Origin of the sequence: Bacteroides sp. AF20-13LB (genome assembly GCF_003603065.1) — a bacterium.
Lineage (GTDB): Bacteria > Bacteroidota > Bacteroidia > Bacteroidales > Bacteroidaceae > Bacteroides > Bacteroides uniformis.
Genome location: NZ_QTMH01000001.1, coordinates 101108 through 125970, shown reverse-complemented (window position 1 = coordinate 125970; position 24863 = coordinate 101108). Strand labels below are relative to the sequence as shown.

At 44.1% G+C, this 24863-nt stretch carries 19 protein-coding genes; 13 read left to right on the top strand and 6 right to left on the bottom strand.

From position 1 onward, the window contains the following. Nucleotides 1–107: 107 nt before the first annotated feature. A complete protein-coding gene (locus DWX62_RS00435; RefSeq protein WP_005825092.1) occupies nt 108–1109 on the bottom strand; it encodes a hypothetical protein in 1002 nt (333 codons plus the stop codon). Nucleotides 1110–1302: 193 nt separating this feature from the next. On the opposite strand from DWX62_RS00435, the gene DWX62_RS00430 reads away from it, so the two are divergent. The 3 genes from DWX62_RS00430 to DWX62_RS00420 all read left to right on the top strand — a co-directional run bounded on the left by DWX62_RS00430 (nt 1303) and on the right by DWX62_RS00420 (nt 3864). Next, nucleotides 1303–2139: a S1-like domain-containing RNA-binding protein gene (locus DWX62_RS00430; protein WP_005834783.1), complete on the top strand. Its 837-nt coding sequence runs from the start codon at nt 1303–1305 to the stop codon at nt 2137–2139. Nucleotides 2140–2239: 100 nt separating this feature from the next. Continuing rightward, nucleotides 2240–2932 (top strand): DUF4476 domain-containing protein, encoded by a 693-nt coding sequence (locus DWX62_RS00425; RefSeq protein ID WP_005825088.1) that lies wholly within the window; start codon nt 2240–2242, stop codon nt 2930–2932. Between the two features lie 14 nt (nt 2933–2946). After that, the gene (locus DWX62_RS00420) at nt 2947–3864 is read left to right on the top strand and encodes a hypothetical protein (protein WP_009037786.1); all 918 of its coding nucleotides are present in this window, start codon (nt 2947–2949) and stop codon (nt 3862–3864) included. 84 nt (nt 3865–3948) lie between these two features. On the opposite strand, the gene DWX62_RS00415 is transcribed toward DWX62_RS00420, so the two are convergent. The 5 genes from DWX62_RS00415 to DWX62_RS00395 form a co-directional block, all read right to left on the bottom strand. Further along, entirely contained in the window at nt 3949–5277 is a 1329-nt protein-coding gene (locus DWX62_RS00415; protein WP_005825078.1) for a TolC family protein, read from the bottom strand. A 30-nt stretch (nt 5278–5307) separates the two neighbouring features. After that, nucleotides 5308–6411, bottom strand: a complete 1104-nt coding sequence (locus DWX62_RS00410; RefSeq protein ID WP_025833228.1) for an efflux RND transporter periplasmic adaptor subunit — start codon at nt 6409–6411, stop codon at nt 5308–5310. 78 nt (nt 6412–6489) lie between these two features. Beyond that, complete coding sequence (locus DWX62_RS00405; protein WP_005825074.1) at nt 6490–7731, bottom strand: ABC transporter permease; 1242 nt, start codon at nt 7729–7731, stop codon at nt 6490–6492. 5 nt (nt 7732–7736) lie between these two features. Continuing rightward, the gene (locus DWX62_RS00400; RefSeq protein ID WP_005825072.1) at nt 7737–8996 is read right to left on the bottom strand and encodes an ABC transporter permease; all 1260 of its coding nucleotides are present in this window, start codon (nt 8994–8996) and stop codon (nt 7737–7739) included. 54 nt (nt 8997–9050) lie between these two features. Further along, nucleotides 9051–9767 (bottom strand): ABC transporter ATP-binding protein, encoded by a 717-nt coding sequence (locus tag DWX62_RS00395; RefSeq protein WP_005825069.1) that lies wholly within the window; start codon nt 9765–9767, stop codon nt 9051–9053. Nucleotides 9768–9943: 176 nt separating this feature from the next. Here DWX62_RS00395 and DWX62_RS00390 point away from each other — a divergent pair, with 176 nt between their 5' ends. From DWX62_RS00390 to DWX62_RS00345, 10 genes are all read left to right on the top strand, one after another. Beyond that, entirely contained in the window at nt 9944–10924 is a 981-nt protein-coding gene (locus tag DWX62_RS00390; protein ID WP_005825067.1) for an ROK family protein, read from the top strand. Between the two features lie 114 nt (nt 10925–11038). Then, nucleotides 11039–11911, top strand: a complete 873-nt coding sequence (locus DWX62_RS00385; protein ID WP_120172521.1) for a helix-turn-helix domain-containing protein — start codon at nt 11039–11041, stop codon at nt 11909–11911. 147 nt (nt 11912–12058) lie between these two features. Further along, nucleotides 12059–12751 carry an RraA family protein gene (locus DWX62_RS00380; protein ID WP_120172520.1) on the top strand — a complete coding sequence of 231 codons (693 nt, stop codon included), beginning with the start codon at nt 12059–12061 and terminating at the stop codon, nt 12749–12751. Nucleotides 12752–12777: 26 nt separating this feature from the next. Next, a complete protein-coding gene (locus tag DWX62_RS00375) occupies nt 12778–13947 on the top strand; it encodes a mandelate racemase/muconate lactonizing enzyme family protein (protein ID WP_120172519.1) in 1170 nt (389 codons plus the stop codon). 8 nt (nt 13948–13955) lie between these two features. Beyond that, nucleotides 13956–14747: an SDR family oxidoreductase gene (locus DWX62_RS00370; protein WP_120172518.1), complete on the top strand. Its 792-nt coding sequence runs from the start codon at nt 13956–13958 to the stop codon at nt 14745–14747. Between the two features lie 15 nt (nt 14748–14762). Further along, nucleotides 14763–15650, top strand: coding sequence for an SMP-30/gluconolactonase/LRE family protein (locus tag DWX62_RS00365; RefSeq protein WP_120172517.1), 888 nt, complete (start codon nt 14763–14765; stop codon nt 15648–15650). A gap of 10 nt (nt 15651–15660) precedes the next feature. Further along, nucleotides 15661–17220, top strand: a complete 1560-nt coding sequence (locus tag DWX62_RS00360; RefSeq protein WP_243636236.1) for a sodium/sugar symporter — start codon at nt 15661–15663, stop codon at nt 17218–17220. A 63-nt stretch (nt 17221–17283) separates the two neighbouring features. Further along, nucleotides 17284–20385, top strand: coding sequence for a TonB-dependent receptor (locus DWX62_RS00355; protein ID WP_165858997.1), 3102 nt, complete (start codon nt 17284–17286; stop codon nt 20383–20385). Between the two features lie 25 nt (nt 20386–20410). Then, entirely contained in the window at nt 20411–21892 is a 1482-nt protein-coding gene (locus DWX62_RS00350) for a RagB/SusD family nutrient uptake outer membrane protein (RefSeq protein WP_120172515.1), read from the top strand. Between the two features lie 19 nt (nt 21893–21911). Beyond that, entirely contained in the window at nt 21912–24845 is a 2934-nt protein-coding gene (locus DWX62_RS00345; RefSeq protein ID WP_120172514.1) for a hypothetical protein, read from the top strand. Nucleotides 24846–24863: the final 18 nt, after the last annotated feature.

The window sequence follows — 24863 nt, the reverse complement described above, 5'->3', positions numbered from 1 at the left end:
TTTTTTTTATACCGCAAGGCTTTTTGAGGAAAAATATCTAAAAAAGGTGCCTCTTGCTCTATGGAGCGAGGCACCTTACTTCTAAAAATCATTTGCTATCGAAGACATCAGTCGATATTCGGATTGATGCTGTGCCAGTCTTTGATGGCAGGCAGTACACCCATTTCTATCACCTCGTCACGAAGTGTGCAGAGATGGGCATAGCTTTCTTTCAGTTTGGCTTCTTCTTCGGGCGTGCCGTTCAGTTCCTTATAGTGTACACCGTCTTTTGTAATTTCAGTTTCCATTGCCATCATGATGTGGTCGAAGCCGTGGCTGTGTACATATGTACCGGCAGGCCAGCGGAACGGTTTGCCACCCATCGCTGCAGCTATCATTTCGATAGAGACGTATGCCGGACTCTGGAAGGAAGAACGTCCACGGAGGGCGATGATGTTGGCACCGCCTTTGGTTACCTTAGTCTGGATTTCGACCCACTGTTCTTTAGTCAGGGCAGGGGTACCGATGATATCAAGTAACGGTTTACCGTCCACCTTGGCGGTAGAGGCATATACAGCCATCTGTTCACCATGACCGCCGTAGGTACGGCAATTTTCGATTTTGTCGGGGGCGATGCCGAAGTGCTTGGAAAGTTCACTGCGCAGGCGGGTGCTGTCGAGGGCAGCCAGTGTGGTCACTTGTGAAGGTTTCAGGCCGGAATACAATAGGGTAATCAGACCGGTGATGTCGGCAGGGTTAAAAATGACAACCACGTGCTTCACATCCGGACAGTAGGCTTTTACATTCTTGCCGAATTCTTCGGCAATAGCGGCATTGCCTTTCAAAAGGTCTTCGCGGGTCATGCCGGCCTTGCGGGCGGCACCGCCTGATGATACCACATACTTGGCACCGGTCAGCGCTTCTTTGATATCGGAGGTAAATGTGATGTTCATTCCTTCGAATCCGCAGTGGAACAGCTCTTCGGCCACACCTTCCAGTCCGGGAGCATAAGGGTCGTACAGACATAGGTTGGGAGTGAGATGCATCATGATTGCAGTCTGTGCCATGTTTGAACCGATCATGCCGGCTGCGCCGACGATTGTCAATTTGTCATTTGTCAGAAATTCCATAATCTTTTTTATTTAAAGGTGAGTAATATCTTTTCTTGCTGATTGTCACGATACAAAGATAACCCTTTTTGAAGAGAGTTGTTCATAGAAAAAAGTTATCTTTTAGAGCAAAAAGTTATTTCTTCTTTCCGAACTGCTGTATTGTACCTAAATTACTTATCTTTGTTGGGAAAATGAAGATAAGTAAGAAACTATGAGCATTGAGTTAGGAAAGTACAATACGCTGGAAGTGGTGAAGGAGGTAGCCTTCGGCATGTATCTGGACGGTGGCGAAGAAGGTGAAATTCTGCTTCCGTCGCGTTATGTCCCCCAAGACTGTAAGGTGGGAGACAAACTGAACGTTTTTATATATCTTGATAACGAAGAACGTCTGGTAGCCACTACTCTGACACCGTTAGTGCAGGTCGGGCAGTTTGCCTGCTTGGAGGTGGCGTGGATAAACCAGTATGGTGCTTTCCTTAACTGGGGATTGATGAAGGATCTTTTCGTCCCCTTCCGCGAACAGAAAATGAAGATGCAGGTGGGAAAGAAGTATGTGGTTCATGCCCATTTGGATGATGAAAGCTATCGTATCGTGGCATCGGCCAAGGTAGACCGTTATCTTTCCAAAGAGAAGGCCGCCTATGAGTCGGGGCAGGAGGTGGATATCCTGATTTGGCAGAAGACGGATTTGGGATTCAAGGCGATCATCAACGATGAATATAGCGGCTTGCTATATGAGAGCGAGATATTTCAGCCACTGCACACGGGCATGAGGATGAAAGCCTATGTGAAGCAGGTACGTGAAGACGGCAAGATAGACCTGCTGCTTCAAAAACCGGGGCAGGCTAAAGTAGAAGATTTCTCAGCTACGCTGCTGGACTATATCCGTGAACAGGGCGGACGGATAGCTTTGAATGACAAGAGTCCGGCAGAAGAAATCTATGCAACTTTCGGTGTCAGCAAGAAAACCTTCAAAAAGGCTGTGGGAGATTTGTACAAAAAACATCTGGTTGTATTGGAGGAAGATGGAATCAGGATTAGGAATTAGTCCCAGTCATTAGGAATTTCCCTACTTGTAAATAGAGACAATCATTAGGGAGGGGAATTTCCTCTCCCTATTTTTGTCGTACAATAAAAAAAGAAAAGTCATGATACGTCATTTGATATTAAGTGTTTGTCTAGTTCTGGTAGCGTTTCCCGCAATAAAAGCGGCGCCCATAGACGGAATCCGTATAGAAAGTCCATACCGTAGAGTGGTGGTACTGGTCGACGGACAGCAGGTTTGCCTGCCTACTTTCAGTTGTTTTGTAGCCAATCTGCGTGGTAGTTGTCGGGTAGAGGTTTATGAAGCGCCATCCCGTGGGGAGAATTCCCGAAGAGGAAAACTCCTATATGATGAACGTGTGCATTGCTCCATCAATGAAGTGGAAGATATTTTCATTCCAGAGGACAAAAGACCTGGTGGAAACTGGGGTACTTCTAATCATCACAAGCCTGGCAGACCCGGTGACAGACCGTTAGGAGGCGAGCAGCATGAACCGGTGATGTCACCATCTGCCTTCGAACAGTTTATGGGGCTGATGGAAAAACAGAGTTTCGATTCAGACCGTAAGGAAGTGCTCGACCATGCCTTGCTGACCTCTTGGTTCACTACTGACCAGTGTATTCGTCTGATGGATTTTTATCGTTTCGACAGTGAAAAGAAACAGTTGATGAAGAAGATTTATCCTAAAATAGCCGATAAACCGAATTTCTATTATGCGATAGACAAGCTGACCTTCTCGTCGGACAAGAACGAGATAAATGCCTTCATCAAACAATATCATGAGAAGAATAACTAAAAAAAGGAGGGGTTATGAAACGGATTATATTTATATTTTTTGCCGCTATGATGAGTACAGCTGTTTGTAGTGCGGCAATGAGCAACAGCAAAGTGCGTAAAGAGACCCGCTTTCTTACGGACAAGATGGCCTATGAATTGAACCTGAGTACAGAACAGTATAATGACGTGTACGAAATAAACTATGATTTCATTTCCGGTATACGCTATCTGATGGATGACGTTCTTCGGGGGGAGGAATGGGCATTAAATCGCTATTACGATTATCTGGATGTGCGCAATGACGACCTTCGATGGGTGCTGAATAACCGGCAGTACGGCCGTTTCATGCAGGCCGCCTATTTTTACCGTCCGGTTTATGTAAGTGGTGGTCGTTGGTCTTTTAGGGTTTACATCACTTACACCAACCATAATCATTTCTATTTCCCGCGGCCGTATCATTACCGTACATATTGCGGTGGGCATTATCGTACGCACTATCACAACAGCTATTATCGCGGTCGTTACCATCATCCGCACTATACCGGTTCGTGGAGTATTCGGAATGATAAGTCGTACCACACCAGCCGCCGTTCAGATTTCGGTTCGGTGAACATCCGCCCTAATTCGCATAAGCGTCCGGCAGGCAGGGATGATGTATATACCACGCGACGTAGCAACGGTAGTAATAATCGCATTAGCACAGGTACACGTAACAGCAGTACGCGACGTAGTAGTGTGGATAGTGGCAGAAAGTCGAGTAAAGAGAAAATAGAAACCACAAGAACTAAAAATAATGATAAGAGCCCCAGCCGTAGCAGGGTAAAGACGGCAAGCAAGGAAAGAAGAAATGCTTCCGGCGTACGGAGTTCCGAAAGCCGTCGCAGCAGCTCTTCAAGCACTACCCGCAGTTCTACCGGCAGTAGCTCTTCCCGCTCTTCGGAAAGGAGATAGAAGAACAAAAAACTCCCCTCTTGTCAGCCTGGAGGCAGGGAGAGGGGAGAATCAAACACAACAACTAAAATTATACTTCTTTTTTTATTCAATCGGTTCTCCCTTATAGAAATCCAGAATCTTGGTACGGAACAGATAGTCATACTTGGCTTGCAATTCGTCTGATTGGGATTTCATAAGGTTCTGTTTTGCTTCATTGTATTCTACGGCATTTGCTTTTCCGTTCTCATACTTTTCGCTCATCAGCTTGAAAGACTCTTCGCTGGCAACGGTGGCTGTATGGCTACTGGTATATTTGCTTTCGGCAGCAGCGGCGTTGTACCATGCTTGTTGGATTTCCTTATAAAGTGTCTTCTTGGCATTATCCAATTGCAAGGCATAGTTTTCACGTTGCAGGCGTGCCGTGCGTACCCGGTTACGGGTAGAGAGACGGTTGAAAATAGGTACGCTGAGGTTGAATCCTACATATTTGTTGAAGTTATCGTTCATCTGCTGGCTGAAAGTACGGTCGATGGTAGAATAGTAATTCGTACCGAGACTACCGTTCAGGCTCAGTTGCGGGTAGTAGTTGCTCTGGGCAATACGGATATTGTGTTTACTGCCTTCCAAGCGGAACTGTGCAGCTTGTATGGAAGCCTTACTCACCATGGCTGTTTGGAATATCTCATCCGGAGGAGTGAGAGGGACTAAATCCAGATTGACTGCCGGAGATTCCAGATTGAACCCTTCCGGTGTTTCCAGTTCGATAAGCTGGCTAAGGTCGAGCAGGGCCAACTTATAGTTGTTGTTTGTCTGCACTACATTCATCTCGTCTTGTGCCACACGTGCTTTGGCTTCTGCCAGTTCTGCCGGAGAGGCTTTTCCCAAGTCGGCAAGCCGGCTGATGCGGACATATTGCTCTTTGCTCAATTGCACTTGTCCCAACGCCACCTGGTGGAGCTCTTCATTGAACAGCACCTGAAGGTAGGCCGAAGCTATATTGATGGCAATGTCTTCCTTGGCTTTGTCCAGGTCGGCAATGGCAGCTTTGAGGTTTAGTTTGGCCAATGCATACTGGTGGGGAATTTCCAGACCGGTAAAGATAGGTATGCTGGTATTGACAGACATATTAGTGCCGTGGCTGCTGGTGTTGACGTATACAGTGGAATAGTCTCCCGTATCCTCATTTTTGATGGCTGTTTGCGTACGTCCCCAGTTCCAGCTCTGGCCGGCACTGGCATTCAGGTTCGGCAGTCGTGCCCATTTGGCTGTATTTACTTCGACAGCACTCTGTTCGGCAGCGTTGGCTGTCTGGCGGATACTGATGTTATGCTCGATGGCATAGTCTATGCATTGGCGTAAAGACCATCGTTCCTGCGCCTGCACTGAGATACTGCCGAATATTGCGAGGTATAAGAATATCTTTTTATTCATATCGTATATCTTTTTAAGCTATTCCGTTTGTTAATCCTTTTTCTCTGCACCGCGAATCTTATCCTGGGCACTGATACCGCTTTTGATGGCAATCTTTATGCCGTCACTCATGCCGACCTGGATGGGGCGGCGTTCGAACTTCTGTACCGGTACGCTGTCCGTCATTACGTATACAAAGGTGCTGTCACCATTGAATTCAACGGTACTTTCCGGTACGGCAAGCGTTTTCTGGGCACGGTCCAATACGATTTCTGCGTTGGCAGAATAGCCGGAACGTATCTGTACGCTGTCCGGTGCGGCAATGGCAGCTTTGATTTCAAACTGGTTGGCACCGTTTTCTTCCACACCCTTCGGAGATATGTATTCCAGTGTGGCATCGAACGAAAGATTCTGCAGGGCGCCGATTGTCAGTTTCACCGGCATGCCTTCGTGCACACGGCCCACTTCCGTTTCGTCAATGTTGCCGCGGAAAATCAAATCGTTCATGTTGGCAACGGTAGCGATGGTGGTTCCGTCATTGAAAGTGTTACTCATGATAACCGAGTTACCGACTTTGATGGGTACATCCAGAATCAGACCGGTAATGGTGGAACGGATCAGGGTACTACTGAAAGAGGCGCTGTTCTTGGTGATGCCTTCCTTTACAATTTCCAGATTATCTTTTGCTGTCTGCAGTTCCTCGCGTGCCTGCTTCACGCTTACTTCCCCTTTTTCGTACTCTTCAGCGCTGATAAGCTTGTCGTTGTACAGTTTCTGGGTACGGGCGAAATCCGTTTCGGCTTGGGCAGCGTTGATTTCCGCCAATCGTACGCGGCTTTCGGCAGAGTTCAATTGTCCCAGTTCGGGTATCACCTTTACTTTGGCAAGCACTTCCCCTTGCTTCACACTTTGTCCTGCTTCCTTGTATACTTCGGCAATGATACCGGAAATCTGCGGCTTGATAAGGACTTCATCTCTCGGTTCCACTTTGCCGGTGGCTACGGTAGTCTTTTCAAGGTCTGTCACTTCCGGAACTATCGTTTCGTATACTGTTACTTTAGGTTGGGACTTCTGGTACAGAAAAACGAATGTCCAAATGAATAAGGCAGCAATTACTACCAATAATGCGATTTTCAGAAACTTCTTTGTTTTCATCTTATATTTACGATTTAATTATTTACGATTGATATAGCCATTATTTCATGGCTTACGGTTAGTGGTCTCTCTATAAGTTTATTCATCCCTGATGGCTTCAATTGGCTTGATTGCCATGGCGCGATAGGCAGGTGCCAGTCCGGCAAGCACTCCTAATGCGATGAGGAGGATGCAGGTTCCGATAGCCAGTCCGAATGAAACCTGGTAGTGGGTTTTGATAACTCCAGGGTCATTGGCGGCCTTTTCAAGTATTTGCAGTACAAATACGGCAAAAGAAATACCTGCCATACCCGCTATAGTGGTCAGCACCATGCTTTCCGAAAGAATTTGTTGCAGAATGTCTTTAGGACGGGCACCTATGGCACGGCGTATGCCTATTTCCGTTGTGCGCTCCTTGACGGTTACCATCATGATATTCGATACGCCGATAGCTCCGGCAAACAGCGTCCCCAAACCTACCATCCAGATTAGAAAGCGCACTCCAATCATCAGGTTGTCCATCATGGAGAACATAGCTTCCGCATTCAGAAGCATGACGGCTTGTTTGTCATCGGGAGCAATGTAGTGCGCCGCTTTTACAAGACGTTCCACTTCGGGCTGCACGTCTTTCACTTTTACTCCCGGTTTCATGATGAAACATACTACATGCAGTTTCTTTCCGAGGTTGTAGGTCTGTTGCATGGTGGAAAAAGGCAATGTAATGGCTTCAGAGGCCTGCCCTTGTATATTGACATTGCCTTCGGATGAACACATTCCGATAACCCGGTAATAGATACCATTTACCCGGACATATTTGCCGCAGGGGTCTTCACCGGGTTTGAAGAGGCTTTCATAAACACGTTTGCCGATTACACACACTTTACGCGACTCTTTAATGTCGACATCATTGATGAAACGTCCATAGGTCATCTCTTGATGTTCTATCTGTTCATATTCGGGATACAAGCCTTTCACACTACAGTCGTACTTGTTGTCTCCGTAGACAGCCACTTGTCCCCATAAGGCAATGGAAGGCGTGGCAAGCGCCACACCGTCCACATTGCGTACACGGTCCACATCTTCCATCTCCAAATCCCACCATCGTCCTTTGCGAAAACCTTTATAAGCCTCGCTTGTCTTTTGTGCAGCGATAAAGCCCGAGTTGGTTGCAAATCCTTCGAACTGGGATTTTAGTTCTTCCTGCATGCCCTGGCCGCCACCGATAAGCGCCACCAGCATAAAGATACCCCAGAATACGCCGAACGCCGTAAGCAGGCTTCTCGTTTTGTTCCTTGTTATTGTGATGAGGATTTCCTCACACGTATCTATGTCTATTCTCATAATCTTTAATCTGCTCTAAGTGCTTCAATAGGACTGATACTTACCGCTTTCTTAGCCGGGAAGAACCCAGCCAACGTACCCGCTATGATAAGGGTCAGGGTAGCTTGGATAGCAATACTGAGGTCTACGGTGGGATCGGAGAACATGGTCTGCTGGAACATGCCGGCATCCATCGTCTGGCTACCGAAAGCAGAGTTCATCCATTCCGTCACCCCGATGCCTGCCACCATACCGATATAACCGAATAGCGTAGTGATAGTCACGCTTTCCACAATAATCAGCCAAAGGATGGAGAAAGGTTTTGCTCCCAATGCCTTACGGATACCAAATTCCCGGGTACGTTCTTTCACGGTAATCAGCATTATGTTCGACACGCCGACAATCCCACTCAACAGTGTAAAGATACCGATAACCCAGATTGCAGTCCGGAGGATACCCATTGCATTCTGTGTCTGCAGATAGTTGGTGAAACGATTCCATATCCATATGGCGCTCTCATCCGTGGGGTCAAAGCGGTGATTGGTGGCAATAGCCTTGCGGTATTCTTTTTCAAAGGCTTCGTTACTTTCTATGCTGTGCAGGTTCTTGGTTGTAAAGATGATGTTATTCAGCTTGTCTCCTTTATTATAGATGGTCTGCAAGGTGGAGAAGGGGATATACGCTTCGTTTGCCTCGCGGTCTCCCTGGTCATTGTAGAGGCCTACTACTTGATAGGCCACTCCACTGGCATTGACAAATTGTCCGATGGGTTCAGTATGCGTTTTTCCGAAAAGGATATCTGCAGATTTCTTATGGAGGATGATGACTTTACGTCGGTCTTTCAGGTCGTTGTAGTTGATGAAACGTCCGTCCGCTGTTTTCACGGTTTCCACTTCGGTGTAGTTGGGATATACGCCCAGCAGAGAGATATTGATATATTCTTGTCCGAAGCTGACGTTTACATTACTTTGACGCACGGTGGCACCGGCACTGATGACATTTTCAGTGAATTGCTTCTCCGTGTCATCCATGTCCCGGTTGTCCAGTTGGACGCGGCGCCCTTCTTTCAGACCGTCGTATGACTTGGTGGTCCAGCCGGGGAAGATGCGGATAGAGTTCAAGGCACGCTCCGATGCATTTTGTTCGAAGGCATGTATGATACCGTTTCCGGCTCCGAGCAGCACGATGAGCATGAAGATTCCCCATGCCACGGCAAAGCCCGTCAGGAATGTACGCAGTTTGTTGCGTTTGATGGTTCCGTATATTTCTTGCCAAAGGTCTATCATTGATAATTAAAAATTAAGAATTAAAAATTAAAGGGGGAGGGGGCTCTTCCTTTATTATTTCATGAATCCGTCTTTTCCGAACGGGCTTGCATCGTGGTTCAGATTCGTCTCGATGCTACCTATGATACCGTCTTTGATATGGATAATCTTGTCCGTCTGGTTGGCAACACCGCTTTCGTGGGTCACGACTACGATGGTCATGCCCGTATCGTGCAGTTCCTTTAGAATCTGCATCACCTCTACGGAAGTCTTGCTGTCGAGCGCGCCGGTAGGTTCATCGGCAAGGATAATCTGCGGTTGGGTAATGAGGGCACGGGCGATGGCTACACGTTGTTTCTGTCCACCGGACATCTCATTTGGCATGTGGTGTGCCCACTCTTTCAGCCCCAGGCGGTCCAGATATTCCAGTGCCAGCGCATTACGTTTGCGGCGGCTCACTCCTTGATAAAAGAGAGGAAGCGCCACATTCTCCACTGCATTCTTGAAGGAAATGAGATTGAAGGACTGGAAGATGAAACCAATCATACGGTTGCGGTACTCGGCTGCCTTCGTTTCGCTGAGGTTCTTGATGAGGGTACCGTTCAGATAATATTCCCCCGTGTCGTAACTATCCAGAATACCCAGTATATTGAGTAAAGTGGACTTTCCCGAACCCGATGAGCCCATGATGGAAACAAATTCGCCTTTCTGAATGTCGAGGTTGATACCTTTGAGCACATGCAGCGGTGCTCCGTTGTTGTAGGTCTTGTTAATGTCTTTTAGTTGTATCACTGTTTTCCCTGTTTATTGCTTTACTCTTATTAATTTTCACTATTAGACGCAGCAATGCTACGAAAAGTTGCAAAAGTTGCAAACTTTTTTAAAAAAAGATTTTGCAGTGTCGTTTTTCTTTGTGATTTTTGTAACCATGAATGTGATTAACTAACCCTTTAAACAAAAGTAATATCATGAATTCAAACATGGAAAAGCCCTATGTAGTGGGCATTGACATAGGCGGAACAAACACCGTCTTTGGTATTGTAGACGCACGCGGAACTATTATTGCAAGCAGTTCCATCAAAACCGGAGCTTATGAGGACGTCAATGATTACGTAGACGAAGTTTGCAAGAATCTGTTGCCGCTCATTATTGCCAACGGTGGAGTAGACAAGATAAAAGGTATCGGTATCGGTGCTCCTAACGGAAACTATTACAGCGGTACTATTGAGTTTGCCCCGAACCTTCCCTGGAAGGGTGTAATTCCTTTGGCTGCCATGTTTGAAGAGCGCTTGGGTATCCCTACCGCTTTGACAAACGACGCCAATGCTGCCGGTATCGGTGAAATGACTTACGGTGCGGCTCGTGGTATGAAAGACTTTATCATGATAACTCTTGGCACCGGTGTAGGTAGCGGTATCGTTATTAACGGTCAGATGGTATATGGCCATGACGGTTTTGCCGGAGAGTTGGGACATACTATTATCCGTCGTGAAAACGGACGTCTCTGCGGATGCGGACGTCACGGCTGTCTGGAAACTTATTGTTCGGCTACGGGTGTGGCGCGTTCTGCACGTGAGTTCTTGACCAAGAGTACCGAACCGAGTTTGTTGCGCGACATTCCGGCAGAAAACATTACTTCCAAGGATGTGTATGATGCAGCGGTGAAGGGTGACAAGATTGCTCAAGACATCTTTGAGTTTACCGGAACCATCTTGGGTGAGGCTTTGGCTGACTTCATCGCTTTCTCCAGTCCGGAAGCTATCGTGTTGTTCGGTGGTCTGGCAAAAGCGGGAGACTATATCTTCAAGCCTATCCAGAAAGCTATTGACGACAATGTATTGAATATCTACAAAGGTAAGACCAAGTTGCTGGCTTCCGAGTTGAAGGACTCTGATGCTGCAGTGCTGGGTGCCAGTGCGTTGGGCTGGGAGCTAAGAGATATCAAGTAATAATTAAGCACGGATTATAGGCTATCTGTTGTTTTCGTGGAATGAAAACTGTGGAATGCTGATAATCCGTGCTTAACTTTCAACTCTATCCTATCTGTTTAAATCTTCATAAGTATGAGTAATCCTGCAGAACTTCCCACCTTCTGGACATTTTTGGATAATATCACTAATAATTTGAAGAGCCAGAGATTGGCAGATGTATTCCGTTTTATTTCCTTTTATCCTTTTGAAACGTATGGTCCCCATAAACATTTACGTCTTGAAATCAATCATGTGAAAAAAGGGAATTGCATGATGCACTTGGATAACGAGAGTATCAATTTCGTTGAAGGTGATACTATGATTATTCTTTCAAATGTGAATCATGTGTTTGAGGCAGGTTCGGGAGGAACTACCTTAATGCAGCTTGAATTTCTTCCTGAGATATTTTCAGGTTTCGATTTGAATTTTCCAGGTTGTATTGATGGGATTGGGCTTGGTTCCATTTCTCCTTTTTCGGAGGAGAATAAGCTGATTAAGATTGTGAATAATATAGGTATTATGCGCGTGGTACAGCGTATTGTAAATGAACTGGAAGGGAAGAACTCCTATTACCAGTATTTGGTTGTAATGTACTATGCGGAGTTACTTGTCTTGATTTACCGCTATATGAGCGAGAATTATTTGCCAATCTGTCAAAACGATGCTTTAAAAAGAGCTATCTCCTTTATTCGCTTTAACTATCATAAGGATATCAGTATTAATGATGTGGCCATACAAGCTGATATTAGCGAACGCTATCTCAGAAGTCTTTTTTCCCAATATTTGAATATCTCCCCACTGGATTATTTGAATCAAATTCGTATAAATAAATCTATTGAGTTACTCCGAAACACAGAGTTGTCCGTAAAGGAGATCTGTTTCCAATGTGGTTTTCAATCTCCACAATACTTTTCACGCATATTCAAGCAGCAGACTGGAATCTCTCCACGTGAAGTGGCGAAGTAGTATTGCCGTTTTGTACATTTTTCCTTTTTCAACGAGCCTTTTCGGACACGTCTTACAAGGCTGACTGATTCATTCTTTCTATTAAGTAAACTATCTTTGTCATTACTGGAACATAGAAGTGTAACCTTATAAAAAAAGAAATGAAAAATGAAAGAATGGAAAGATGATAAAGCTCTGATAACTTTGATAAAAGCTGAACTTTATACAGCTGTTATCGGAGACATTATGGATAAAATGGGATATACCCATCAATTCTTATCTCCCCGTATCCGGCCACTCCGTGATGATATGTTGGTAGTCGGACGGGCCATGACGGTTCTAGAAGCTGATGTATGTGAAAACACAGTGCCTGGAGGAAACAATCCTTTATTACAGCGACCATTCGGTTTGATGCTAGAAGCATTGGATGATTTGAAGGAAGACGAAGTGTATATTTGCTCCGGCTCTTCTCCTAGGTATGCCCTTTGGGGAGAACTGATGAGTGCACGTGCCATACAATGTAAGGCGGCAGGTGCAGTGGTTAATGGTTACTCACGTGATACTAAAGGTATTCTGGCTTTGAACTTTCATTGTTTCTCATATGGACCTTATGCGCAGGACCAGGCTCCTCGTGGTAAAGTTATCGATTATCGTGTCCCCCTTGAATTAGATGGTGTATTGGTTAATGATGGTGATATGCTGGTAGGTGATATTGATGGTGTATGTGTCATACCCCGCCAACTGGAAGAAGAAGTTTTTACCCGCGCATTGGAGAAGGCACGTGGAGAGCGCGTTGTATTGCAAAAGATACAGCAAGGTATGCGCGCACGTGATGCATTTGACAAATTTGGTATAATGTAAGTTTAAATATTAAATAGAATTTGGGTATGAAAATAACAGATGTGAAAGTGTGGCTGGTGCAAGGCATCAAATACAATTGGACATTATTGAAAATTTATACGGATGAGGGTTATACAGGGGTAGGCGAGGCGACCAACTGGCCGGGTAGCCCTATCGTCTATGAGGCAGCAAAGCATGTCGGACAGCGTATCATCGGTTTGGATCCGATGAGAACAGATTTCATCTGGACAAAATTGTATCGCGATTTGAATTGGATAGGTCCGTATGGTGCCAGCATGTGTGCTATCAGTGGTATTGATATGGCTTTACTGGACTTGAAGGGGAAGGTGTTGAATACTCCGTGTTATGAGTTGTTGGGGGGAGCGTATCGTAAGGATATCCTGCTATATGCTAACTATTGGTTTACGAAAGGCAGACATAATGAAGAAGACTATGCTATCCAGGCGCGTGTAGTAAAAGAAGCTGGTTTTACAGGACTGAAATTCGATCCGTTTGCGCATACAAATTATTTTTATGGTGAGGACTTGACTTCCAATTTGACATTGACTCCTGCACAACAAGACTTGGCTTTTAATGTATCTAAGGCCGTACGTGAAGCCGTTGGACCGGAAATGGATATTATGATAGAAACTCATGCCATGTTGAACTATCGGATTGCAGTAAAAATGGCCAAACGCTTGGCAGGGTTGGATATTGCTTGGTATGAAGAACCGGCCGGTCCTGAAAGTTCTCAAACATTACGCGCTATGCGTGAACGCATTCCTTCGGATGTGGCAATTTGTGTTGGAGAACGGCATTATACTCGTTTTGGTATCCGTTCATTGCTGGAGAAACATGTTTGTGATATAATTATGCCGGACATTACCCGTTGTGGTGGACCTTCTGAGATGAGACGGATGGCTGCAATGGCAGAAGCTTATAATGTACTGATAGCTCCCCATAACCCCAATGGTCCATTGTCCACGTTGGCTTCAGCCCATGTCTGTGCATCTATACCTAATTTTTTCAGACAAGAGTTTATGTTTAATGATGTGGCTTGGAGGGATATGGTTATTGATCATCCCATCTCGGAGATGGTATATGATGGTCATTTGCATTTGTCCAACAGACCGGGTTTAGGAGTGGACTTGGTGGAAGATGAATTGGAGAGACACCCTGGTATTATAACGGATGCTCCCGACAACTTTTATATTTGAGGTAAGGTATGGCATTTACTATTGAATTGAAAGGCAAAGTTGTATTGGTGACCGGAGTTTCTTCTGGTATCGGCTTAGGAGTTGCACGTGAATTTGCACGTGCAGGTGCGGATGTGGCTGGTTGCTCACGCAAGATTATAGGAGATGAAAGTGTGGTAACTTTCCAGCAGGCTGTAGAGCAAGAGGGAGCTCGGGCACTTTATGTGCAAACTGATGTCACGAAAAAGCAGGATTTGGAAAAATTAGTCCGTAAGGTGATTGAGGCTTTTGGTAGATTGGATATTCTCGTGTCCAATGCAGGAATGAATGTTTTTGAGGGTACCGAGCTTTGTAGTGAAGACCGTTGGTCTTATAATCTTGATTTAAACTTAGCTTCCCATTGGCGTTTAGCACAACTTTGTAAACCTTATTTAGCACAAACTGGTGAAGGGGTGATTTTGCTGATGACTTCGAATCATGCATTTTGTACCATTCCAGGATGTTTTCCTTACAATGTAACGAAGACTGCCATAACGGGGCTGGTACAGAGTTTGGCAATAGAGTGGGGACCAGAAATACGTACTGTCGGTGTTGCGCCGGGATTTATTGATACTGCAGGAAATGATACGTGGTTTAATTCTTTTCCTAACGCAAATGCTGAACGTCAGCGTACGATTGACCATCATCCAGTGAAAAAGCTCGGGACAGCGGAAGAAGTGGGGGCTTTGTGTGTTTACTTGGCTTCTCCTATGGCTTGTTTTATTAGTGGAACTACTGTATTGATGGACGGAGGCCGTTCGGCATTGATGCAGGATTTTTAATGATAAGGCATCAAGATGGAGGCAAAACTATTGTACCGTTGTCAAGATATGACTGGGGAAGCTATTACATGGCTCCCAGACTCAAAAACGCTGTTATGGGTGGATATTGATAATGGTATATTACACCAATACAGTCAGGAAAACAAAGGTGTGGAGGAACATAAGTTTCCTGAAATGATAACTTCTATAATTCCATGGAAAGGGCATATGTATGAAATTATTTTGGCCATGAAGAATCGTTTGATAACCTATCATCTCTTGGAAAGAAGATATCGGGTACTTCTGGAATTATCAAGTCTACATCCTTGGCTGCGTACCAATGACTGTAAGGCATCACCGGAGGGGCGTATGTGGTGTGGGATCATGCATTTGTCAGAACATGCCGGAACGGGAAGTCTATATTGTATTGGCAAGAATTTGTCGTGTACTTCTGTATTGGCAGGGCAGTGTATCCCTAATGGAATGGTTTGGAACAACACTGGTGATAGAATGTATTATGCTGATTCCGGACGTGGCTGTATTGAAGAATATCGATATGATTGTTTGGATGGGACTATTACCCGGTTGCGTACAGTTGTGCAGGTTCCACCAGAATATGGAATCCCGGATGGAATGACTATTGATGCCGATGGATTCTTATGGGTGGCGCATTGGGGAGGAGCGGGCGTGTATGTGTGGAATCCTTCAACTGGTAAACTGATAGACAAGGTAGAGGTATCTGCTCCTAATGTCGCCTCTTGTACTTTTGGAGGAACGGGACATAACCAGTTGTTTATAACGACAGCTTTGGATGGCCTTTCTGATGCAGAACGTGAAAAATATCCTTTGAGTGGCAGTGTTTTCGCTGTAGATATACCGGAGGTTATTCCTGGAGAGAATCATTATCCATTTATAACTGATTAATTGATGAAGTATGCATATCTCTATTATTGATTTGATAATCTTTTGGGCTTATTGCTTGTTGATTTTGTTTGTGGGACTCTTTGTTTCCCGCAAATCCCAAAAGGAGATGCAGAGTGCAAAAGGATATTTTTTGGCTGGAAGGGGATTGTCTTGGTGGGCAATAGGTGCTTCCATCATTGCTTCGAATATTTCGGCAGAGCAGTTTGTCGGTATGTCCGGATCTGGTTATGCTATTGGCTTGGCCATGGCAACCTACGAATGGATTGCTGCATTGGGCTTGCTGATAGTGGCCAAATATTTCATTCCTATTTTTCTGGAAAAGAAAATATTCACAATGCCTCAGTTTCTGGAAGAGCGGTTCGACAGCCGGGTGAAATTGGTTATGGCATTTTTCTGGTTGGTTGTTTTTATTTTTATCAACTTAACTTCCATTCTTTACTTAGGAGCATTGACTATTGAGAAGATTATGGGGGTTCCAATGATTTTGGGAGTGTTGGGATTGGCTGTATTTGCGGGAGTATATTCCATTTATGGAGGATTGAAGGCGGTAGCTTTAACTGACGTTATTCAAGTGGTGTTTTTGATTGGCGGTGGGCTGATAACCACCTATATCGCACTCGATATCCTGGGAATGGGTGACGGTGTGGTACGTGGTTTTGAGAATCTGTATGTACAAGCAAGAGATAAGTTTCATCTGATCCTGGATAAATCCCACCCGAGTTATATGGATCTTCCGGGTATCTCTGTTATTATTGGTGGGCTGTGGGTAGCAAACCTTTATTATTGGGGATGTAACCAGTACATCATTCAACGTGCCTTGGCGGCCAAGTCCATACGTGAAGCGCAGAATGGAATGTTATTCGCGGGGTTTATCAAGTTGTTGATTCCATTATTGGTTGTTATTCCGGGTATTGCGGCTTTTGCTTTGGATGCTCCGTTGGAAAAGTCGGATGAGGCTTACCCATGGTTGCTTGGCAATTTACTTCCTGTGGGTATAAAAGGTATTGCATTTGCAGCACTTACTGCGGCTATTGTCAGTTCGTTGGCTTCAATGATGAATAGCATATCCACCATTTTCACGATGGATATTTACCGCTCTTATATCCGTCCTAAGGCAGGGGAAGCTAATCTTGTACATATCGGACGTTGGGCCAGCTTCGTATCCCTGGTGATTGCTGTTGTGATAGCTCCTATGTTGTCTGGACTTGATCAGGCATTCCAGTATATTCAGGAATTTACGGGCTTTATCAGTCCTGGGGCATTGGCAATCTTTCTTGCAGGTTTCTTTTATCAGAGGGCTACTGCCAATGGGGCATTGGCAGCTGCTTTGGGAACCTTTATCTTTTCACTTCTGTTAAAGTTCCTTTGTCCGGGATTGCCTTGGATGGATAGAATGGGGATTGTCTTTCTGCTTTGCTGTGGATTGATTGTCATGCTGAAAAACCGTGCACAAATATCCCCTTCGGCACCCTTCGTCCGATGGCCGATATTCCGCACCAGTAGGCTCTTTAATATTTTGTCTTGCATTATTATAGCTGTTCTGATTTACTTCTACTATCTGTGGTGGTAAGGTTGAAGAACATTCTGTGATGAATCTAATATTTTTCTTTAAATCTAATAAATGTTTTATGTTATGAAAAATTATCTATTAGTAGTATTTGGGCTGCTATTCACTCTTGGATTATCAGCCCAGACAGTAAAAGTTGCCGGTAAGGTTTTAGATGAAAGTGGACAACCTTTGTTGGGTGTGAGCATTTTTGTGCAATCAAATAAAGCACACGGAACTGTTGCCGAATTGAATGGAAAATTTTCCATAGATGTAGCGGTGGGCGAAAAGTTGGTATTTTCGTATCTGGGATTTATGAATAAAACCATACTTGTCAGTAAAGCTGAATCTGATTTAGTTGTTGTTATGGAAGAGGACAGACAAGCGCTGGATGAAGTGGTTGTCATCGGTTATGGTACAGCAAAGAAGAAAGATATAACCGGCGCTATCTCTTCCGTATCGGCAGACAAACTGAAAGAGACTCCGGCTGTCAGTTTGAATCAGGCTCTTCAAGGTAAAAGTGCGGGTGTGCAGGTACAATTAAGTGATAATTCTCCTGGTGGTGGCGTAAATGTACTTATCCGTGGAAAAGGTTCCATCAATCAGTCTAATGCTCCAATATATGTTGTGGACGGCATTATAATGGAAGGTACATTGAATAATATCAATGTGAATGATATTGCTTCCATCGACATTCTGAAAGATGCCTCCGCTGCTGCAATCTATGGTTCGAGAGCAGCTAATGGCGTAGTGATTGTAACCACAAAGAAAGGGGAGGAAGGCAAAGCACGGGTATCGTTCAGTGCTAGAACCTCATTCCAAACACCCTCTAATTTGCCTAAAATGCTGACAGCGCAAGAATTGGCAGAAATTAGAATAGAAGGGAATGTGAACTCACAGATGGATGCGAAGTTTCTGGCTAATCCTCAAATGAGCATTGAAGAGTACCGTAGTGAATTTAATGCATTAAAACAGCAGTATGCGAAGGAATTGCCCTCTTCCATGTTTTCGGATATTGAAAGACAGACTCTGCTGGCAGGTGAGACCTATGATTGGTATGATCAGATATCACAAACCGGTATTGTACAGGATTATACTTTATCCTTGTCTGGAGGTACCAATAAAACAAATTATTATATCAGTGCGAATTATTATGACCAAAAAGGTATTATCCAAGGAACTGGACATCGCCGTTTTAGCTTTCGCGTGAATCTGGAACAGCAGATAAAGTCTTGGTTGAAAGTGGGTGTGAACTCAACGTATTATGATGGAAAAACCACGTACGGAGGAGCTAATATTGGAAATGGTTTGGGTGCCAACCCTATGTATCCTTTTGAAATAGATGGTGAGGCTCCTTTGGAACTGCCCTATTATACGAATCCAGGACAGAGTAATCCTGTACTGTCTAAGCAGATAGACAACGATGCAAAGTCCAGCCGTTTTTCTATGAATGCTTATCTGAAGATTGATTTTACAAAGGATTTGTTCTTGAAGAGCAGTGTGTCTTTGGATCAGGTGAATAATTTTGCAGGATATTTTGCTCCTTCCAATATCAAGCAAGGACAGAGTGTGAAAGGAGAGGCACAGATTAAGAATGACAGATGGACGGATATTATGCAGGAGAATTCATTGAATTATTCTAAATTATTCAAAGAAGTACACCGGATAAATGTAATGTTGGGTAATACGGTACAAGTAAACAACTATTTTGGCAATACCCAATACGGTAATGGTTTTGCAACCAATGTAATGGGATATAATAACATTAGTTCAGCATCAGAATTCCCGGCAGGTAGACAAAGCTCAAGTAAAACAAGGTGGGCATTGGCATCTTTTATTGGAAGATTGAATTATGCCTATAAGGATAACTATATTTTCACTTTTACAGGACGTTATGATGGTAATTCCCGTTATGCAGAAGGTCATAAGTGGGGGTTCTTCCCATCTGTAGCCGGTGCTTGGCGCATCTCCGGAGAGAAATTCATGAAAGAGGCTCATTGGATTGACGATTTGAAACTACGTGTTGGTTGGGGACAGTTGGGTAATAGTAATGTGGCGCTCTATTCGTCATTTACAAAGCTTTCTCCGGGGATTACGGTTGATTATCAAGGAAATTCTGTGAATACAATCCAGAATTCAGACCAGTTTATGGGTAATCAAGATCTGCGTTGGGAACGTCAGGAGCAAATTAATGCCGGTGTTGATTTGTCTGCTTTCAACAATCGTCTGCGGTTTACTTTGGATGTGTACAAAAAGAACAGCAAGGATTTGGTCTTGCAAACTCCTCTGCCGGTTACTACAGGTTATCTGAATATCTATTCCAATGTCGGTGAACTGGAAAATAAAGGTATTGAAATCTCTTTAGGAGGACGGATTATATCAACTAAAGATTTCTCATGGGATCTGGATGTAAATTGGGCGACGAACAAGAATAAACTAAAATCATTGTATGGAGGCATCAAGGAAAGGATGAACGATGCTTCCAATCCGTTGAATGCCGGTTGGTGGGTAGGAAAACCGTTGGGTACGATTTATACTTACCGTTATGAGGGCATTTGGCAGTGGGATGATGATAGAGCCTTGATGGATAAGATGAAAGATGGACGTGAAGGTGGTGACACTTATTATCCCGGTGAGAATAAGATTGCAGATTTGGATGAAGACGGACAGATTACGACAAATGATAGGGAGATTGTAGGCTATACGGATCCTAAGGGTTATGGAGGTATTTCTACAACCTTGACTTATAAGAATTGGACGCTGAATGCAATATTCAATTATGTGTATGGCAATGATGTCTTCAACCGGTCGTATCATGAATATACATTAGGTGCCGGATATGGAACTTTGAACATGTTTGATGATGAGTTGGACCGTTGGAGTGTAGACAATACAAATGGTTCTATACCCAGAGCCCATTCCAATAATTTGGACAGAATGCTGATATCCAGTAGACTGGTACAGAATGGTTCCTATTTGCGTATGAAGAATGTGACGCTAAATTATCAATTCCCTTCCAAATGGATTAGCAAAGCAGGGTTAAGTAATTTGAATATCTATGTCTCTGGTGAGAACCTGCTGACCTGGACCAAATTCAAAGGAGCTGATCCGGAATCTGTCGGTACAGGATATGATGAAACGTATCCGAATGCACGCTCTTTCACAGTGGGATTGAATGTTAGTTTTTAAGTTGTACTAGTAAAAAAAATGAAATATGAAAAAGATATATATATTGGCATTGGTGGGAGTGGTTGCCTTATCATCATGTGATCATTTCTTAAGAGAGGAACCGGAAGATTTTATGTCTGCTGAGTCTGAAACTGTGGATGAAGCTTTGATAGAGGCGGAAATACAAGGAGCTTATAAGGCTACGTTATGGTTTAAGAATGGGCGTCAGGGTTTTATCGGGATTTCCGGAACAGATGAGGCCAGAGGAAAAACTGTTGAAGTGAACTATTGGGCTGAACAAGGAGCTATAGACCGTTATAACACTTCATTGAATGCGGACAATTGGCTTACCAAATGGTTATGGGATTCCAGTTATTTTGGAATATCGCGTTCTAATACGGCAATAAAGGCTTGCCGTAGTTTTACGGGTAATACCGAGGAATGGAGACTTAGCAAGGAAGCGGAAGCACGTTTTGTACGTGCATTCGATTACTTCATGCTGGCACAGAATTTTGGTGGTGTTCCTTTGATAACCGAGGAGACCGCTCTTTCTGCCACTCCCAATTATCCTCGCGTTGATATAGCAGAAATTTATAGGTATATCATACAGGACCTGGAATTCTGCGAACAAAACTTGAAAACTGACTATCGGGTAGGGAGACCTACTGTCGGTACGGCCAAGGCAATGTTGATGAAAGTGTACATGTATGCTCCAGAGTCTATTGGGATACGAGACTACTCTAAAGCAAAACGCCTGTTTGAGGAAATAGAAGATTTGGGAGTGTACTCTTTACAGCCGTCTTATGCTGATTTGTTCAAACCGGAATTTGAGAATGGTGTAGAATCTGTATATGAATTCCAGTTTGAATATCCTGATGAACAGAACCAATTCCAATATTTCTGTGGTAGCCGTGCCCTTGACCAATTTACAGTAGGAGGAGGGTTTGGTATATTCCTACCGAGTGATAGATATCTAAGCTTGTTCGATGATGCTGACGAACGGTTTGATGCCAGTGTCCGGACAAAATTCTACGATAAAAACGGCAATCTGCTGACTTCGGCTGCCGATCCGGAATATATAGCTCCCCACTGCAAGAAATATGAAGATTATGACCGTGTAATGGATGCCGGAGCCAGTTCCAAAAATATTTATTTTATTCGGTATGCAGATTTGATACTACTGTATGCTGAGTGTCTTTTGGCAGACAATGATTTGGCTGGTGCTAAGAAACAGGTGGAGCGTGTACGAGACCGTGCGAAGGTCGCTACGCCAATTACTGCCTCAAACAAGCAAGAAATGCTCGATTTCATCTACGAAGAGCGTATGCGTGAATTGGGTATGGAAGGTTGGAGAAGAATGGACTTGATACGTCGTGGAGCAGATTATTTCGTAGAACAAGTTGACAAGTACAACCCCTTTGCAAAAGGGAATGTGCAGGCATATCATGCTTTCTATCCGATTCCGACCAATGAAATCAATATGAATGATGGAATAGGTCCGGAAGACCAAAACGAGGGATATAAATAAAATTATAAAGATACAAACTATGAACAGATTGTTGTTAGGATGGGCTTTTGTTGCATTTCTCTGTGGAAGCTGTACAGATAAGAATCGGGTTTCTGTGGACAATGACATTGTAAAGCTGGAATTTGATTTACAAAAAGGAACCTACAAGGGGATAGATATGGCGACGGGACAGACTTGTATTTATGATGCTTCCTGGCGGGTGGACGATTATACCTCTACGGATGCGGATTCTATCTATTATCAGATAGAGGCAATCCGGGATTCATTAGGCAAGGGGCAATCTATACAGATTGTTTCGGTAAAAAAGGGACAGCCGGATTTGGTGTTCAATTTTAATTTGTACGATAAGGAGCCTTTTGTCGTCATGTATGGAGGTGTTCGTAATCAGACATCTTCTGATGTGCAGATAAAGGAAATCTCACCGGTTGTAAATGCCCGTCTGTTTCAGGGAATAGATATCTCGAAGAATTTCAGACTCATAGACGGTGAAGGTGGAGGCTGTCCGACGTATGTTCGTGAAACCCCTTCCTTATTGTCACAAAACAATATGATACTCCATTTCGGGACAGATGATGATTTCCATTCTTTAGTAGCTGGAGGTGTTTCTTATAGTGAATTTGCTAAATATGCTCTGATGGGGGAAAAAGAACGGAGGAAAGCAGATTTGGAAAATCATCCGTTGGATGGTTTGCGTCTGGTATCCTATATGGACTTGGGAGAAGATGCCGTTGATGCGGATACTGTTCTGCCTTACGCGACGTTCTCTGCGGTAGCTCCCTACAAGTTTGAGGGGAATGTTGCTTACAAGGAAGCCAGAACTGTCGTATGGGCTGATAAGGAGATCGGAGTAAAGCTCCATAATTTGAAAAAGGATAAATCCTATGTTGTCGGTCTGTCATGGTGTGATGATGCAGATAGACGCAGACAAACTGTAAGCCTTAAATACGGGAATGAAGAGATTGCTTGTATTGAAAACTGCCGGCTTCCTTCTTTAAAGAATAATGAAGATGCGGAAATTGTGTATTTTGAAATTCCGGCAGCGGCCAATGTGCAGGAACCGCAATTATTGGTGAAGCAGGCTGGCGGTGACAATGTTATTATCAGTGAAGTCGTTATTTATGAGGGGAAACTCTCTGCGGATTGTTTGAATATTCCTCAGAAAGTTGAAATACCTGAGGCTGATTTTGAAGAGTGTACATTCAATCTATATGCCTCTGATGTTGTTGGTAAACGAGTGGATGCAAAATCCGGTTATATTGCCGAGAACGACAGATTCTATTTGGACTTCATTACAAGGAATCCGGTATACTCGGCTGAAAAGTATGCACAGACATTACGGACTCTACAACAAATAAAGCTGAATTATTACTATTTCCCGACAATTTGTATGTGGTATGCCATGATGCCAATTTATGGAGGAAATATTGTAATGGGAACAAATGACACTGTTGGTGCAGTAGAGGAAATGGAACGTGTAAAGTCGAGCGGATTCTTGAAATATACGACAATGGGTATTCGTTTGGTTCCTGATTGTTATGATGAGAACAATGAGAATGGCTGGTGGGATGATGAGCATTGGCGTCTGCATGGCAGTGGTCCGCAGGGAGAGGGTATGAAGTTGAAATCGGGACATTACCGTTCTCCTTATGATACTTCCAAAAAATGGGCGCAGGCGATTTTGGACTTAGGTGGTTTGCCGTTTACTTATTTCCAGACGGCTGTTCGTTCTAAAGATTATGCCGAAGCTTATCCGGAGCATATGCTTTTCAATGAGTCTTTCCATGAGATTGATACATTTGACTGGTTGAACAAGAATTATACGACTTATGATTTTACGGATGAGGGGTTTGTGGCGCATATGCGTGATGTATACCGTAATCTGCATGATGCTGGCATTACTGGTATGATGTTTGACTATCCATATACAGGATGGCCGGTTTATGGTGGAATGGACGACAAATACAGTACGGCGGCCAGTGCTTACCGTACGATTTTTAAGTTGGCTTCAGAAGGGTTGGGAGACGAGGCATACATTCATGAACGTAATTTGAAATATGGCTCTGATATAGCACTGGGATATGTCGCTTCCCAGCGTACTTGGGGAGATACGGATGTTATTACTCCGGAGATGGTTACCCGAAGTGGATTGCGATGGTATAAGAATCGTGTTGTGGTGAATTATGACATGGATGCTAAAAATCTGCTGAAGGCGCAACCGTCGGATTCGGAAGATGGAGTTAACAAGTTGTTGACAATGTCTTATGTAACCGCTTCCCGTCTGTTGTTGGCCAATAGCTTCGGTACATTGGATTCCGCTCATGTCTATAAGTTGTCACGCATCTATCCTTTCCATCAATTCGCTAGAAGTGCCCGTCCTTTGGATGCTTTTACTGCTGATTATCCAAGGGTGTATGGGATGAAGCTCACAGACAAGTGGAGCTCGCTGACGTTTTTCAATGAAGATGAGGAACACTCACAGAAGATTGCTGTCAGGCTTTCGGGAATAGAAGGACGTGGTGGTGCTGGTTTGCAAGCTGACAAGCGGTATTATGTCTATGATTTTTGGAATGATAGACTGATTGGTATTTTCAAAGGTAGTGATGTGCTGGAGCAGGAACTGCGTAAAGGAGAAGCCCGACAGATGGCTGTCCGTGAAATGGAGAGTAATCCTCAGGTGCTGTCTACCGACAGACATCTGTTACAAGGTTTACTGGAGCTTTCTGAGGTTTCCTGGAATGAGGAAACAAAGGAACTGGCTGGTTATGCAGAGTTGGTTGCTGGTGAACCTATGCGTATTGCCATAGCGAGTAATGGCTGGAATCCCCAATCGTGCAGCGTTTCCGATGCTGAAGTAAAATGTTCTTCGGAGAAAAATTCTGAGGATATTGTGAAACTTTCTTTGGAGAGTGCGCGTGGTGGAAAGGTCTTTTGGAAGTTCTCTTTCAAGAAATGACCGCAACATTTATAAATA

What these genes read in the sequence shown, in the direction of transcription:
- DWX62_RS00365 (WP_120172517.1), top strand. Translation starts at nt 14,763, where the DNA reads ATGGAGGCAAAACTATTGTACCGTTGTCAAGATATGACTGGGGAAGCT.
- DWX62_RS00410 (WP_025833228.1), bottom strand. Translation starts at nt 6,411, where the DNA reads ATGAAAACAAAGAAGTTTCTGAAAATCGCATTATTGGTAGTAATTGCT.
- DWX62_RS00420 (WP_009037786.1), top strand. Translation starts at nt 2,947, where the DNA reads ATGAAACGGATTATATTTATATTTTTTGCCGCTATGATGAGTACAGCT.
- DWX62_RS00400 (WP_005825072.1), bottom strand. Translation starts at nt 8,996, where the DNA reads ATGATAGACCTTTGGCAAGAAATATACGGAACCATCAAACGCAACAAA.
- DWX62_RS00425 (WP_005825088.1), top strand. Translation starts at nt 2,240, where the DNA reads ATGATACGTCATTTGATATTAAGTGTTTGTCTAGTTCTGGTAGCGTTT.
- DWX62_RS00430 (WP_005834783.1), top strand. Translation starts at nt 1,303, where the DNA reads ATGAGCATTGAGTTAGGAAAGTACAATACGCTGGAAGTGGTGAAGGAG.
- DWX62_RS00350 (WP_120172515.1), top strand. Translation starts at nt 20,411, where the DNA reads ATGAAAAAGATATATATATTGGCATTGGTGGGAGTGGTTGCCTTATCA.
- DWX62_RS00435 (WP_005825092.1), bottom strand. Translation starts at nt 1,109, where the DNA reads ATGGAATTTCTGACAAATGACAAATTGACAATCGTCGGCGCAGCCGGC.
- DWX62_RS00360 (WP_243636236.1), top strand. Translation starts at nt 15,661, where the DNA reads ATGCATATCTCTATTATTGATTTGATAATCTTTTGGGCTTATTGCTTG.
- DWX62_RS00345 (WP_120172514.1), top strand. Translation starts at nt 21,912, where the DNA reads ATGAACAGATTGTTGTTAGGATGGGCTTTTGTTGCATTTCTCTGTGGA.
- DWX62_RS00355 (WP_165858997.1), top strand. Translation starts at nt 17,284, where the DNA reads ATGAAAAATTATCTATTAGTAGTATTTGGGCTGCTATTCACTCTTGGA.
- DWX62_RS00390 (WP_005825067.1), top strand. Translation starts at nt 9,944, where the DNA reads ATGAATTCAAACATGGAAAAGCCCTATGTAGTGGGCATTGACATAGGC.
- DWX62_RS00370 (WP_120172518.1), top strand. Translation starts at nt 13,956, where the DNA reads ATGGCATTTACTATTGAATTGAAAGGCAAAGTTGTATTGGTGACCGGA.
- DWX62_RS00385 (WP_120172521.1), top strand. Translation starts at nt 11,039, where the DNA reads ATGAGTAATCCTGCAGAACTTCCCACCTTCTGGACATTTTTGGATAAT.
- DWX62_RS00380 (WP_120172520.1), top strand. Translation starts at nt 12,059, where the DNA reads ATGAAAGAATGGAAAGATGATAAAGCTCTGATAACTTTGATAAAAGCT.
- DWX62_RS00375 (WP_120172519.1), top strand. Translation starts at nt 12,778, where the DNA reads ATGAAAATAACAGATGTGAAAGTGTGGCTGGTGCAAGGCATCAAATAC.
- DWX62_RS00415 (WP_005825078.1), bottom strand. Translation starts at nt 5,277, where the DNA reads ATGAATAAAAAGATATTCTTATACCTCGCAATATTCGGCAGTATCTCA.
- DWX62_RS00405 (WP_005825074.1), bottom strand. Translation starts at nt 7,731, where the DNA reads ATGAGAATAGACATAGATACGTGTGAGGAAATCCTCATCACAATAACA.